We start from the raw sequence: 13,717 nt of genomic DNA on the forward strand, positions 1-13,717 counted from the left end.
AATTCCTTCAAAGAATAGAATTTCGCAAAACTGAAGGTACTGAAATCGTGATTTTTACGTGAGTCGGGTCACGCGTCTAAACTCTCTCGGCGACTTTTCTGCTTTTGACGAAGTCACGAGAAATTGCCACGACTTGATCAACGTCATCGTCGTTGTTGTAGGCGTGGAGCGAAAGTCGAACAAAGCCCCGTCGAATGGTATGGCGAACGTTGTTGTTCAACAGCGCAGCACTCAAACCGGAAAGCACAGCATCGTCGGTGCTGTCATGACCGTCTCCGATGGCTGAGCCTATTGAGACAATATGCGCGCGGTCTTTCGCTTCGGCACCTCCGAACACAGGTAGGCCAAGTTCGGCGATTCCTGTGGCGAGGCGCTGAGCGAGGGACGTGACATATTGCTCAATGTTGATTGAGCCTACTGCTTCCAGCTCCGATATTGACTGTGCAACGGCCACGGCTCCGATAAAGTTAAAGTTGCCCAGATCAAACCGACGTGCTCCCTTGGCGAACGTGAATGCGGAAGGATCGCCAACCGCCGCTTCATGCGCTTCCGCAAGTTGAATACCCATCCGGGAAATATAGACGGGCTTCATGCTTTCGGCGACCTCCTTACGGACGTAAAGGAAGCCCATCCCGTAAAGGCCTAGCAAGCCCTTTTGCGTGGCTACGGCCAGTCCATCAATACCAAGATCGTCGACGTCGGTATGTAGGACACCGACCGTTTGGGCCGCGTCTACCAGCAGCAACGCATTTTTGGCACGGCACAGCTTGCTGAGTTCGCGAAGCGGTGCACGGAAGCCGGGTGCAAACGAAACGGCGGAAACCGTGACAACACGAGTTCGGTGATCAATGGCGGCCGCAAGTTTTTCAAGCGGAACCCGTCCGTTTTCAGCGGAAATCGCCTTAACCTCAATACCCTTCTGTCGGGCGAGGTGATACCACGGGAAGATATTTGCGGGGTGTTCGATGTCTGGACAAACGACCACATTGTCGCCCTCGCGCCAAGGCAAACTGAAGGCGAATGCATTGATCCCCTCGGTGACGTTCTTTGTCAGACTGACCTCGTCAACGTCCGCGCCAATCAAGGAAGCGAAGCGCTGACGGGAAAGTTCGGCCATGGAGAACATCCAGTCCTTGTCACCGCCGTTGTTGGCGCGGTGGTCGACGTATTCTGCGAGGGCATTTCTTACGCCGTTTGACAGTAATCCGCGGGCTGAGGCGTCCATATACACCCAGTTCTTCGTCCCTTGATATTGTTCTCGGAAGGCTTTAAAAGTCTGAGCGGTGTTTGTGGCCATCATACGGTCCCCTTTGATTTGTATTCCTCGGTCGTGCAACGCCGTTCGCGGATATCTCTCGCAATAGCGTCCCCTTCGCGGGCTTGTGCGTCGCCGTACCCACCACCGCCGGGCGTCCAGATCGCTAACAGCTCTCCACGAGGTAGAGGGACTTCGGATTCAGCAGAGCGTAGGGTGCGCTCATTGACAGTGCCGGGGTTCATTACGAATCGCCCCAATGCGCCAGCGGTCCCGCCTTGCGCGCCAGATGCAGCGACGTGCTGACGCTCGGCCGATAGGCTTACGACAATCCCGTCAACGAGGGCGCGGTATTCGCGAACGACGCCGCTACCGCCTCGATATGTGCCCAGACCACCGGAGCCGTCGCGCAAAGCATAGCGTTCCACACGCAGGGGGTACGCATGTTCGAGTGCTTCGATTGGGAGATTGGCCGCGCCAGAAGCATGCACACGAACGGCGTCCATTCCGTCTCGATATGGGCGCGCACCCATTCCGCCGGCTATGGTTTCATAGTTGACGAAATAGCCATCGCCGCTCCGGTCAGGGCCGGCAAATATAACCAGGTGGTGTGGCCCGCAGGCCGCAAGTGTGCGATCTGGCATTGCTTGCGAAAGGGCCATTGCAATAACGTCCCCGAGCACGCCACAAGAGATTCCTCGACACCCCACCGGGGCAGGCGCGACGGGCTGCACTACCGAACCGGTCGGAGCGCTGATTTCCATTGTGTCAAAGTAGCCGGCGTTGGCTGGAACGTCGGGGTCGAGCAAGCTCTTGGCGACGGTATAAACCGTGGCGATCAACGCCTGGCGAGGGATGTTCCGCGCCCAGGTCAACTGGGGAGCGGTCCCTGCGAAATCGAATGCGAGGCGGTTCTGACTCACGGTCAATTCGAGCGCGATTCGTGCCTTTTCGCCCGGCTCGTCGCCGTCTAGGAAGTCTTCGACCCGGTAGACTCCCGGTCTAACCCGGCCGATTGCAGCTTCAAACCGTCGACGCGTAAAATGGAGATAGGCATCGATCGCAGGATCTGTGTTGGCACCATATCGGTCGAAGAGGGCCTGAACGCCGTTCACTCCGACCGTGTTTGCCGCGAACTGCGCTTTCAGATCGCCGCTGCGCTCGTCCGGGGTTCGCGAGTTCAGGAGGATCATATCGAAGACATCCTGATTGATTCTTCCGGCTCGGAGAATGCGAACGGGGGGGATACGCAAGCCTTCCTGAAAGATCGATCGACATACCGCTGCTTCGCTCCCAGGAACCATCCCGCCCACGTCGGCATGGTGAGCAATGTTGGCGACGTACGCGACAATCGTTCCCTCCCGGAACACCGGCGCGATGATGTTCAGGTCAGGTAGATGGGACCCTCCGCCAGTGTAAGGGTCGTTAACGACAAACATGTCGCCGGGTGTGATTTCCTGGACAGGAAAGCGCTCGATGATTGCACTGACCGCGCCGAGCATCGATCCAAGGTGCAGCGGTACGCGGTGGGCTTGCGCGACAACCCTGCCACTGCGATCGAATACGGCCGCCGAGCAGTCCGCCCGCTCTTTGGTGTTTGCGGAGAACGATGTGCGGATCAATGTTGCAGCCATTTCTTCCGCGATCGACAGTAGATGTCGAGACACAACTTCCGCCGTGATGGAATCAATACTGTCCGGCTTCATTCGGATGCCTCCATCTGAGCGGCTTTCAAGTTGATCATGAGATCTCCGATATGGTTGACCTGAACGGTCGCATGTGGCGGTATGACGATGGTCGTGTCCATTTGCTCGACAATCGCGGGACCATCAAAAGTAGAGTCAACAGGGACGGCGTCGCGGTTGTAGACGGGAGCCGATACGAAGCCGGCGTCCGCGTACCAGACTTGCCTCTCTTCGACCAATGCGGCACTTAACGACCCAGACGATTTAAATCCGCGCGTTGGTGGACTTGGGCGGCTGATGACAACCGCCACGCGAAGATTGACGAACTGGATTGGTTGATCTGCCATCCGGTATCCGTAGGCAGCCTCATGTGCCTTGTGGAACTGTTCGATCAAACTCTCAAGGATTCGTTGATCGATGCTGCCGTCCGGAACTTCAGCAGCAAGCTCAAAGTTCTGTCCGGCATACCTCATGTCGACCAGCCATTCAAACCGCGCATTGGCATTTCGTGACTCTCGTTCCAACCATGCAATTCCGCGTTCACGAAGCTCGGAGAGTCCGGAATTTAGAGGACCAAGCGCATCGACGTCTGCGATCAACAGACGCGTCAAACTGAAATCGCCACGAATGTCAGCATGTACAAGACCCATTGCTGACAGCAGGCCAGGGCGTTTGGGAACAAATATTCGGGGAATACGCATCATTGCAGCCACGTCGGCCGCATGTAACGGTCCCGCACCGCCGAACGGTGTCAGCGCGAAGTTTCGCGGATCTTCACCCCGTTCGACCGAGATAACTCGAACGGCCCCCATCATGCTGACGTTGACGATCTCGAGGATCCCCGCTGCGGCACGAACGACATCGGCGCCGAGCGCCCCACAGAGACGGTCTTCAATTGCCTGGCGCGCGCGCTCCGGATAGACGGCCATACGGCCCTGGAGGAGGGCTGTTTGATTTAGTCGGCCGAGAACCATGTTGGCGTCGGTCACAGTTGGAAGAGTGCCGCCCCGTCCATAGCAGGCTGGTCCTGGCACGGCGCCGGCGCTTCGTGGGCCGACTTTAAGGAGGCCGCCGTCATCGACCCAAGCGACACTGCCGCCGCCCGCCCCAATTGTGTGAATGTCCAAGGTCCGAGTTCGCACTGGGAAGCCGCCCATTTCGCGGCTATTGTGTTTTTCGGGTGTGCCGTTCCGGATCAATGCGACATCGGTTGAAGTGCCTCCGATGTCAAAGGTGATCATATCTTTCACATTCGCCATCGCTCCTTGCCCGACAGCTCCGATCACCCCCCCCGCAGGTCCCGAAAAAAATGTGTTGACCGGCATCTGACGAACGGATGCGGGTGAGACGGCGCCGCCGTTCGACTGCATGATTCGTGGCTCTGGCACGATGTCCAGATTTCTTACGCCTCCCTCAAAACGCTCCAGGTACCGATCGATAACAGGCAGCAAACTGGCATTGACTGTCGTTGTGCAGAACCTTTCGTACTCGCGAAATTCTGCTAGTACGTCCGAGGAGGTGCAAAGATAAGCGTCGGGCCACATTTCCTTGACGATCTCTGCAGCCCGGCGCTCATGTGCTCCATTCGCGTAGGAATGGAGGAAGCAAATCGCGATTGAATCCGCACCCGCCTTTCGGAGCGCGGTAACTGCCGCGCGGACGTCGCCCTCATTCAAGGGGGTTACAACTTGTCCGTCAAACGCGACGCGTTCGCGAACTTCGAAGCGCAGATCGCGGGTGGCGGGGGGAACCGGCTTTTCGATGTCGAGATTGAAAAAACTTGGCCGACGCTGCCGGGCAAGTTCAAGTACATCGCCGAAACCCTCGGTACAAAGCATGCCGGTTCGTACCCATTTACGTTCCAGTACTGCATTGGTGGCCAACGTCGTTCCGTGGCAGACGAAGTCCACATCGGCTGGGTTGAGTCCGGCCATGTCAATGATTTGTTTCATTCCGTCCAAAATCCCTCGCGACGCATCGTCAGGGGTCGTCGGGGTCTTGTGAAACCACTGTTCGCCGCTGTCGGCATCCGTCATGACAAGGTCTGTGAAGGTGCCACCGGTGTCGATTCCAAGCCAGATCTTTCGCACTCGCTGCCTCTCAAAATTAGGATTCGGAATCCATAGTAGGGTGTTAAATTAAAGGAATCAATCTTTCAGAAATCAGTGTTTTCACCTGGGTTGAGACTAGGGTTATTACCGATATCGAGTTTATTTTTGAGAGTGATGGCGACCTGACCTCGCGAAATGCAGACTCCGCCGGGGCGGGGAATACGGGATGCCGACGCGGCGCCGCTACTTGCATTGATCGGGTGATTACCAGCGTGGCCGCATGAGTGGCGGTTAAGGATTGACAAGCCGCGTAGCGTTAAGCGAGGTCTTCGCGGAAAATTCGCTCCTGCCAGTTGGAGCTAAAAAAGATGGGTCGATCCACGGCACGCTGGGTGCGCCGTGGGTTGGCGGGAAGATAAATAACTAGGATAACTATGCATTATCCTGATTCTCGGGGCGACGTTCTGTACGGCCGCATGGCCAGGTAGTTCCGGGGCGGGAGATCGCGACAGACCGACCAGGTTCGATGCGTTGGGAAAGCGCCGCCATTGCGAAGATTAAATGATCAGGTGGATTGTCAGCAATCTCCGCTCGTACCATAGTCCCACATGGAGCGGGGCATGGTTCATGCCCCGCTCCCTGCGCATTCGCAGCGAAATTTGTCGCTTTCATCGCTTGCCTAAGCGATATCACGGCCCTGATAAGCCACCCGCATAAGGCGTGCGCTTCTGCCTAAGAAACAACACATCGAGTAGCGAAGCTCAGCGGGGGAAGCGATATCGTCTCATTAGACCTTTTTGACGATCGATACTCCATTTGAGGTCGGGCAGGTGCACCTCAGGCAATGCTGGCCCGTTGACCGACCGCAAAGATTTGTACTTCAAACTGCGACGAGGCTGGTGTGGCTTCGACACAGGCGCGCGCCGGGGCACATCCTTCGGGGAGCCACTCGCCCCACGCCCGGTTTATCTCGGCGAGATTCGTGAGGTTCTTCACGAAGATCATAGCGAACAGCATGTCTGATCTAGTACATCCTGCTTTAAGTAAATATTTCTCGACCTTGGTCATGGCTTCCAATGTCTGTTGGTAAGGATCTGCTTCGGCATTGTCTGGCACCTGCCCGGAAATGAAAACGAACTGACCAGATGCAACGGCTTTGCTTAACTTTTCTGTTGTGTCGAAACGGGTGATTTGTGACATGTTTAGTCTCTTTTCTTAGTCTTCGAAAATATGTTGATGGTGATCGGGAGGTTTTGCCTCTCGAATTTCGGCCGAAGATTGGCAGCCTGAGCACCCGACCAATTGGCGCTGAACTGCCTTCTTTGTGCGTTGCTTCTTGACTCTTCCGATAACGCTCTCAGGTCAGGCACTTGGACACAAGGGAAAAAGAACGAAATCAGGTCTGGTTGCTAGAATGGCCTCGCGCATTCACCGAGGCGATTAGCGGCGAGTCCTCAACCGGCACAGTGAGACTTACATGGCCGCGTTTCAGCTCCCACTTCGCTATTGCTGCTGTGGCAATGCTGTTTCCTGTCAGATTGACAACTGTACGGCCCATATCGATAAATGTATCGGCGGCTAGAAGGATCGCGAGTCCTTCAATAGGAATGCCGAACATGGGCAGCGTAGAAGCGACAACGACCAGTGACGCGCGCGGCACCCCTGCAGCGCCCTTGCTGGCAATCAGCATAACCAGCAGCATCCCGATTTGCTGAACGAGAGACAGGTGAATGTGGTAGGCCTGAAGCAAAAAGACAGTGGCAAAAGCCTGATACATCATGACGCCGTCAGCGTTGAAGGAATATCCCAGTGGCAGGATCAACGTAGTAATCCTCTCGGGAATACCCAGCTTCGTCAGTTGCTCAAGCGTTTTTGGGAACGCGGCCTCACTACTTGACGTCGAGAACCCGATCAAAAAAGGTGTTCGCATCAAGGACAGCAAGCGGAAGACGTCTTGGCGCAAGAACGCATAGCCCGCAGCAACGAGAAGCAGGAACAAGATCGCGAAACCGCTATACGTTGCGCCAATGAATTTCCCATAGATGGCAATAACGCCAATGCCGTGCTCCATGATTGCAGCGGCGGTCGCCCCGAATACACCAACGGGAGCGAAGTACATGACGTACTGCGTCAGCCGCAGCATGGTTTTAAGCACGCCTTCGATCGACTGTGCGAGAACGGCAGCAGTAGGCTCCAGTTTGCGCAGCGAGGAGAGCGCGAAGCCGAAGAAAATCGCAAAGACAACAATCGCGATGATTTCGTTTTGCGACATGGCGTTCACGGCGCTTTGAGGGACCATGTGAGTCACGAAGGTCTTGAGGCTCAATGATCCAGTGCCGATGTCCGTGTACGTTCCGCTCTGCGGAAGCGGCATCGAACTGCCGAGCGAATAGGTATTTGCCAGAACTAGCCCCAGCACCAGCGAGCACACGGAAGCCGTGACAAACCACACCATCGCTTTCAAACCCAAGCGCCCGACCTCCTTCGGCCCTTCGCTGCCCATCATGCCTGTGACGATGCCAGCAAATACAAGCGGAGCCAGAATCATCTTGATGAGCCTGAGGAAGATTTCCGCAAGCATTGACAAATAGCCGGCTACCTCTTTGTGGCCGGGCCCCGCTGGAACAAGTACATTCAGGCAATAGCCGACAGCGATGCCGAGTACCAGTCCCACGAGAATGAGAGTCGAAAGGCGTGCGCGCTTCAAGGTAGGTCTCCAAGATGATCTCTATCCCAATTCAGCATGAATCCGGGATACAGGATTCGATGGTGTCCGCGCAAAATCTCCTTGTCAAGCACTCAAAATCCCTAAGTAACCTTGGATTCACGGGTGAAGTTTCGCGGTTTTCCTGCCACATTCCGGCCAGAATTGGCCTTAAACTCGCACGGGAGGCTTGTGGGAGCCCATCGGGTCGCTGCGCAGACGGTAGCGGTCGTTGTCGTTGCCAAATCGCTTATCGTTTGTTATTCTTGGATACAGGATACTAGTAAATTTCGACTATGCTGCATATAACTGATGACCAAGTCACGCGGCTTGTATCGGCGCCCGACGCGCAAGAAGTCCTTCGTGAAGCTTTTCTGAGCTTTGGCCGCGGTACCAGCGCTGTGCAGGAGCGCGTTCGCACCGAAGCGGGTGGGGTGAAGTTGTCGACGCTCGGTGCGGCGCTTCCCGAGCAAGGGTTCGTGGGCGCAAAGGTTTATACGACGATCGCAGGGCAGTTTCGATTCGTTATCCTGCTCTTTTCGGCCGAGGACGGCACACCGCTCGCGACACTGGACGCTGGGACAGTGACGCGCTTGCGCACAGCGGCGACGACAGTAGTAGCGGCGCGTCGGCTTGCTCGCCCTGACTCAAGGACACTCGCCTTATTTGGGGCGGGTCAGCAAGGTAGGGAACACGCAATCCAGCTCTGCGCGACTTTTCCGGTCGAACGGATCCTGCTTGTCGAGCCCTACTCAGGTGCTGCAAGTGCCGAGGCCCTTTCGCACCTGTGTGGTGTGCCGGTCCACGAGGCAGATGCGCGCGAAGCGGTCTCGGGTTCCGACTTTGTGGTGACCGCGTCGCGCTCCGCCACACCGTTGTTCTCAGGGGACCTGATCCGGCCCGGTACCTTCATTGCAGCGATCGGTTCGAGTCTGCCGCATACGCGTGAACTGGACGATATCGCTTTGCGCCGCGCATCCATGGTTGTCGTCGACTGGAGCACGCAGGCCTTGCAGGAAGCCGGCGACCTGGTACTGGCGGATCCCGTTTGTCTGCCGCGTGAAAAGATTGTGGATCTGTCCCAGGTCATGCTTAACGTGGATAACGAACGTCACCCGGAGGACATAGTCATTTATAAATCCGTCGGTATCGGTCTTCAGGATATTGCACTCGCCGGTCTGGCTTATTCCCGCTTCGTGGCGGACTCGGATGAGACTCTCATATAGGTGCTCAACAGTGAGGTCCAGTTTCGAAAGGCAACAGTGCGAGAAAGCAACTATTTGGCAGCGGTGTCGAAATCGGCAAAGACGCCGGTGGCGCCATCGTTCAATTGACATGGGGTCGGTGGCAGCCTGATGAGATCCGTTTATGAAAGGAACGGGATCGAGCCCACGCGCATCGGCACGTTACTGTCAATCCAATCTTCAGTTTCAATACTTGGCGGTACCGGGGGAATCAGTGAATAACGCGAGAGCAGCACTGCGTGCTACCTATGTACGAGGCGGGACAAGTCGTGCGGTAGTTTTTCGACGGGGCGACCTGCCTGCCGATCGCCGACTATGGAAGCGCATCTTCCAGTCCGTCCTCGGCAGCCCCGATCCCGACAGCAAACAGCTTGACGGTCTGGGCGGCGGGATTACCTCGCTCTCTAAAGTGGCGGTTCTCAACCAATCCACCCGGGAGGGTGTGGACGTCGACTATTTATTCGTACAGATCGAACCGGCGACGGGTGAAATGCTGGTTGATGCAAATTGCGGGAACATTTCTTCAGCCGTCGGACCCTTTGCCGTGGAAGAAGGATGGGTCACGCCAGGTGCGACAGGCGCAACTGTCCGTATCTTCAACGAGAACTCTCAAAAGATCATTGTATCGAGCTTCGATCCGGAGGCGCCGGATTCTGCCTATATCGAAATCGCTGGCGTTGCTGGGCGCGCATCGCCAATCTCGCTCAGGTTTGAGGACCCAGAAGGATCAATGGGACGTGGCGGGTTTCCTAGTGGCGCAAGATGGGACATTCTGCAGATAACGAAGGACCGGGCGCTCAGGGTTACCCTGATTGATGTCACGCTCCCATGTGTCATATTGGACGCACGCGATATTGGGCTGGCCGGCAGCGAAAGTTATGCCGCGCTCACCTCCAATATGGATTTCCGGTCGCTGATGACGGAGATACGAGTTAGCGCTGCATTGCGCATGGGCCTTTGTGCAAGCGAAAGTGAGGCACGACAGGTCCTACTAAATATGCCAGATGTCATTATGGTGTCCCCTCCTCCCGAAGGGAGCGAGGGTATCACTGCGCGTTTTGTTTCATGCGATTCCCCTCATCGTGCGGCACCCGTGACGTCGTCGATGGCTCTCGCGGCCGCGTGCCGGCTGAGCGGCACACTTGCCTGCGAACTTGCAGTTGCCTCCAATCCCGTGGGCGTGACGATTCACCATCCATCGGGGACCATGGATGTGGAGGTGGAACTGGATGCACAGCATCGTATCGTGGCGACGTCGATCCTGCGCACAGCTCGCCGCATCATGCAAGGCGAGGTTTTGCTGCCGTTTGCCCTGCCGGATGCAGTATTGGCGGCGTGACGATTATCACTGCCCACGGGGGCGGTATCATCTTGCATTCAAGTACCCGAAATCTGGAAAGCAATATGGACGTCAAAGACACCCTTACAAAAGGCTCGCATATGTTCGATCGGGTCCACGATCTCCTGTGGGACATGATCATCAAAGGCGAGATCAAGCCCGGGGAACGTCTGAAGGACAGTGACTGGTCGGTGAGGCTCAGCCTGAGCCGCACTCCGGTGCGCGAAGCTATGCGAAAGTTACAACAGGAAGGCGTATTACTCCCGCTGGTGAGCGGCGGCTATCAGGTTAGAACGGTCAGCAACAACGACTTGACCGAGCTCTATACGTGCCGCGCCGCGCTCGAATCGATGGCAACAGAACTGGCCTCGCAACGCATGAAGTCCCATGACCTGGCGCGACTGGCGGAGACCATTTATGCCGCAGACGAGGCCATCAATAAAGAAGAACTTGATATAGCTTTTGCGTTGAACAGCAGCTTCCACAAACAGATTGCTGAGCTCGCTGACAATAGTCACCTAAATTTTTTGTCGGAAACGCTCAACAAACTCGTTCTGTTCTATCGATCCGCACTGCTGAATCGCGTAAAAAGTGATCCACAGCTGACAAGCGCCTACCAGGACCGGCTTCGCATCAAACAGGACGCACATCGCGCGATTGTGGCTGCCATGGTGGCGGGGAAGCACAAGGACGCAGGCGATCTGATGCGTGAGCATGTCTTGCTGAGCATAAAGGAGTTAACTACACAATGAAGCAAGCCAGTGAGGCACCTGCTTTAACCTCGATCCGTGTATGGGGTCGACTCAATTCGGCGAACGTGCAGAAGGTACTTTGGTGCCTCGATGATTTGCGGGTGGGGTACGACCTCGTACTCGCAGGTGGCACGCACCATGGACTAGGCACGAACGAATTTCGTGCACTGAACCCCAACCAGCTTGTTCCGGTCCTTGTTGACCGGGACGTTGCTTTGTGGGAATCCAATACCATCGTTCGTTACCTATGCAAGCAATATGCACCCGATATGGCGTGCAGGGCCGATCCGCTTCAGCAAGCCGCCGAGGAACGATGGACCGATTGGTATGGAACCGAGCTCGGCAGCCACATGACGACGTTGTGGGGACATTTCAAGCGAGGCAAGGTATTACCTCATGAGACACTCGAACTGCATCTGGCACGTGCCACGCAACTTTGGGCGATGCTCGAAAACGCGATTCCCGCAGCATCGTTTATTGGTGGGCGCGCGCCGGGTGTCAGTGATTACTGTCTAGGGCCCGCCATCCATCGCTGGGTGTCGATCAACAACAGCGCTGTTTCGCCAAATCTGTTTCGCTGGCATAGTGCGCTCGCAGTCCGACCCGCTTATCAGCAGCATATTGTCGCCGCTCCTCTTTAGATAGCCTGCGTCTTGTCAATCATTGGCATTTGACGAACGACGAAAAGTAGGAGTCCGGATAAAAAATCCGCACAGATCATCTGGTTGAGATGGGATGTGGCGGACTTCTTCGATGTTTCATTCTCCGCTTAGCGGTGCGATTTCCACAAACTAGTCTGCCATGATTTCATCGATCCGAACTCTGATTTCGCTGACGTGCGTTGCTATTGTCTGCCTCTCGCTTGTTGTTGCAGGCGGTGCTAACTATCTGGTGACACGCTCGTACAGCAATGAAGCCATTCGGAACAATGCTGTCGCAGTCTTGCGTGGGCATCAAACAGGAATAAATGAATGGGTAGCGTCCAAGGTCCACATGATCGAGGCGCTGCGGGATGCGACGCTGTCGAGCGATCCGGTGCCGATGTTTAAACAGGTTGCGTCTGCGGGCGGCTTTACAAAGGTCTACGCTGGTTTTCCGGACAAATCGTTTGTCACGTCGGATCTTACCGGTGTGTTGCCATCTTACAATCCGACAGCACGCCCCTGGTACAAACTCGCCGTTCAAGCTCATAAGGCGGTGGTAACTCAGCCTTACGTTGCAGCCAGCACCGGGCGTTTGGTTGTGACATTTGCCGTGCCCATCTATCGGAACGGGGATCTGGTTGCCGTCGCGGCCGGTGACCTCAGCATGAACAGTGTCACGGAAAACGTCGATGTGATTCACCCGACTGCCGCGAGTTTTGGGTTCCTGGTCGACGCTGCGGGTACAGTCATTGCCTATCCGGACATGAGTCTAGTACTGGCTGATGCAACGAAAATTTCACCTGACCTCACGGCTAACGTACTAGCGAGTATAGGAGGCAACGGGCAGTCGCTGAAGACCGTGGTGAACGGCAAAAGAAAACTGATATTCCGTCAGGATATTGCGGGAACCGACTGGGCACTCATCCTTGCTCTTGATGATGCTGAAGCGCAGGCGGGCGTGCGGTCACTGATCGCGACATCGATCGCCGTGCTTGTCGGGACTGCATTGCTGTCAGCAATCGCCGTTGGTGCACTGACAACACGGCTTTTCAGACGCCTTTCTATGATTCGAGACGCCATGGATGCAATTGGTTCAGGTAACGGAGACCTGACCAGACGTTTGCCAGCGGAGGGCCTGGATGAAGTCTCCCAGATCGCGAGATCGTTCAATGCCTTCGCTGACAAACTGACTCTTGTGTTGTTACAGATTCGACGCGGAAGCAATGAAGTCAGCGCTGCGGCAGGAGAGATTGCCGCGGGCAATGACGATCTGTCACGTCGCACCGAATCCCAAGCTGCTTCGCTAGAGGAGACTGCCTCCAGCATGGAACAGTTGACCGGTATGGTAAGGCAGAACAACGACAGTTCCCAGCGGGCAAACAAACTCGCATTGAACGCCTCTGAGGTAGCAACGCACGGTGGTGAAGTTGTCGCGCAGGTCATGGAAACCATGAAGACCATCAGCGAGAGTGCTCGAAAGATTAACGATATTACGGATGTCATCGAGGGCATTGCCTTTCAGACGAACATTCTCGCTCTCAACGCCGCAGTGGAAGCTGCGCGTGCGGGATCGGAGGGACGGGGGTTCGCCGTTGTTGCAAGCGAGGTGCGGAATCTTGCGCAGCGATCCGCGGCCGCGGCGACACAGATCAAAGACCTCATCGCTGACTCTTCAACACACGTCAACTCGGGAAACGAACGTGTAGAAAAAGCGGGAGAGACCATGACCGCGATCCTCGCTGTGATATCGACATTGACGACCATCATGGGTGAGATATCGCTGACATCGGAACAGCAAAGCGCTGGGATTGGACAGGTCAATCAGGCAGTAGGCCAGATGGATCATGTTACACAGCAGAATGCTGCCTTAGTGGAACAGGCCTCGGCAGCTGCCAATTCGCTAGAAGATCAGGCGCGTAATCTGAACGATGCTATTGCGTCATTTCGCTTGCTAGAGCCGCCTCATGGTTAGATGAATTTGTGAAGAATGGAGGCAATTTCCCCTGGCGGATTGCTCGTTCCGGGCGCGGTTGAATCTAGCCT

10 protein-coding genes are annotated in these 13,717 nt (G+C 55.9%); 5 read left to right on the forward strand and 5 right to left on the reverse strand.

What is annotated here, in order from left to right:
- Nucleotides 1-76: 76 nt before the first annotated feature.
- The 5 genes from PQR40_RS27360 to PQR40_RS27380 all read right to left on the reverse strand — a co-directional run bounded on the left by PQR40_RS27360 (nt 77) and on the right by PQR40_RS27380 (nt 7,698).
- A complete protein-coding gene (locus PQR40_RS27360) occupies nt 77-1,300 on the reverse strand; it encodes an aminotransferase class V-fold PLP-dependent enzyme (RefSeq protein WP_408392938.1) in 1,224 nt (407 codons plus the stop codon).
- Nucleotides 1,297-2,961 carry a hydantoinase B/oxoprolinase family protein gene (locus PQR40_RS27365; RefSeq protein ID WP_408510235.1) on the reverse strand — a complete coding sequence of 555 codons (1,665 nt, stop codon included), beginning with the start codon at nt 2,959-2,961 and terminating at the stop codon, nt 1,297-1,299. The genes PQR40_RS27360 and PQR40_RS27365 overlap by 4 nt, the downstream gene beginning before the upstream one ends.
- Nucleotides 2,958-5,030 (reverse strand): hydantoinase/oxoprolinase family protein, encoded by a 2,073-nt coding sequence (locus PQR40_RS27370; protein ID WP_408510236.1) that lies wholly within the window; start codon nt 5,028-5,030, stop codon nt 2,958-2,960. Before PQR40_RS27370 ends, PQR40_RS27365 begins: the two co-directional genes overlap by 4 nt.
- 798 nt (nt 5,031-5,828) lie before the next feature.
- On the reverse strand, nt 5,829-6,191 hold the full coding sequence (locus tag PQR40_RS27375; RefSeq protein ID WP_408392931.1) for a Rid family hydrolase: 363 nt from the start codon (nt 6,189-6,191) through the stop codon (nt 5,829-5,831).
- Nucleotides 6,192-6,387: 196 nt separating this feature from the next.
- Nucleotides 6,388-7,698, reverse strand: a complete 1,311-nt coding sequence (locus PQR40_RS27380; RefSeq protein WP_408392929.1) for a dicarboxylate/amino acid:cation symporter — start codon at nt 7,696-7,698, stop codon at nt 6,388-6,390.
- A 293-nt stretch (nt 7,699-7,991) separates the two neighbouring features.
- On the opposite strand from PQR40_RS27380, the gene PQR40_RS27385 reads away from it, so the two are divergent.
- From PQR40_RS27385 to PQR40_RS27405, 5 genes are all read left to right on the forward strand, one after another.
- Nucleotides 7,992-8,921 carry an ornithine cyclodeaminase family protein gene (locus PQR40_RS27385; RefSeq protein WP_408392926.1) on the forward strand — a complete coding sequence of 310 codons (930 nt, stop codon included), beginning with the start codon at nt 7,992-7,994 and terminating at the stop codon, nt 8,919-8,921.
- A 142-nt stretch (nt 8,922-9,063) separates the two neighbouring features.
- Nucleotides 9,064-10,278, forward strand: a complete 1,215-nt coding sequence (locus tag PQR40_RS27390; RefSeq protein ID WP_408392923.1) for a PrpF domain-containing protein — start codon at nt 9,064-9,066, stop codon at nt 10,276-10,278.
- A 65-nt stretch (nt 10,279-10,343) separates the two neighbouring features.
- Nucleotides 10,344-11,030: a GntR family transcriptional regulator gene (locus PQR40_RS27395; protein WP_408392921.1), complete on the forward strand. Its 687-nt coding sequence runs from the start codon at nt 10,344-10,346 to the stop codon at nt 11,028-11,030.
- Nucleotides 11,027-11,671 carry a glutathione S-transferase N-terminal domain-containing protein gene (locus PQR40_RS27400; protein ID WP_408510237.1) on the forward strand — a complete coding sequence of 215 codons (645 nt, stop codon included), beginning with the start codon at nt 11,027-11,029 and terminating at the stop codon, nt 11,669-11,671. Before PQR40_RS27395 ends, PQR40_RS27400 begins: the two co-directional genes overlap by 4 nt.
- A gap of 160 nt (nt 11,672-11,831) precedes the next feature.
- Complete coding sequence (locus tag PQR40_RS27405) at nt 11,832-13,646, forward strand: methyl-accepting chemotaxis protein (protein ID WP_408510238.1); 1,815 nt, start codon at nt 11,832-11,834, stop codon at nt 13,644-13,646.
- Nucleotides 13,647-13,717 lie beyond the last annotated feature (71 nt).

The organism is Paraburkholderia sediminicola, from assembly GCF_046026855.1.
GTDB classification, from domain to species: Bacteria; Pseudomonadota; Gammaproteobacteria; order Burkholderiales; family Burkholderiaceae; genus Paraburkholderia; species Paraburkholderia sediminicola_A.

What these genes read in the sequence shown, in the direction of transcription:
- PQR40_RS27360 (WP_408392938.1), bottom strand. Translation starts at nt 1,300, where the DNA reads ATGATGGCCACAAACACCGCTCAGACTTTTAAAGCCTTCCGAGAACAA.
- PQR40_RS27365 (WP_408510235.1), bottom strand. Translation starts at nt 2,961, where the DNA reads ATGAAGCCGGACAGTATTGATTCCATCACGGCGGAAGTTGTGTCTCGA.
- PQR40_RS27375 (WP_408392931.1), bottom strand. Translation starts at nt 6,191, where the DNA reads ATGTCACAAATCACCCGTTTCGACACAACAGAAAAGTTAAGCAAAGCC.
- PQR40_RS27385 (WP_408392926.1), top strand. Translation starts at nt 7,992, where the DNA reads ATGCTGCATATAACTGATGACCAAGTCACGCGGCTTGTATCGGCGCCC.
- PQR40_RS27390 (WP_408392923.1), top strand. Translation starts at nt 9,064, where the DNA reads ATGAAAGGAACGGGATCGAGCCCACGCGCATCGGCACGTTACTGTCAA.
- PQR40_RS27395 (WP_408392921.1), top strand. Translation starts at nt 10,344, where the DNA reads ATGGACGTCAAAGACACCCTTACAAAAGGCTCGCATATGTTCGATCGG.
- PQR40_RS27400 (WP_408510237.1), top strand. Translation starts at nt 11,027, where the DNA reads ATGAAGCAAGCCAGTGAGGCACCTGCTTTAACCTCGATCCGTGTATGG.
- PQR40_RS27405 (WP_408510238.1), top strand. Translation starts at nt 11,832, where the DNA reads ATGATTTCATCGATCCGAACTCTGATTTCGCTGACGTGCGTTGCTATT.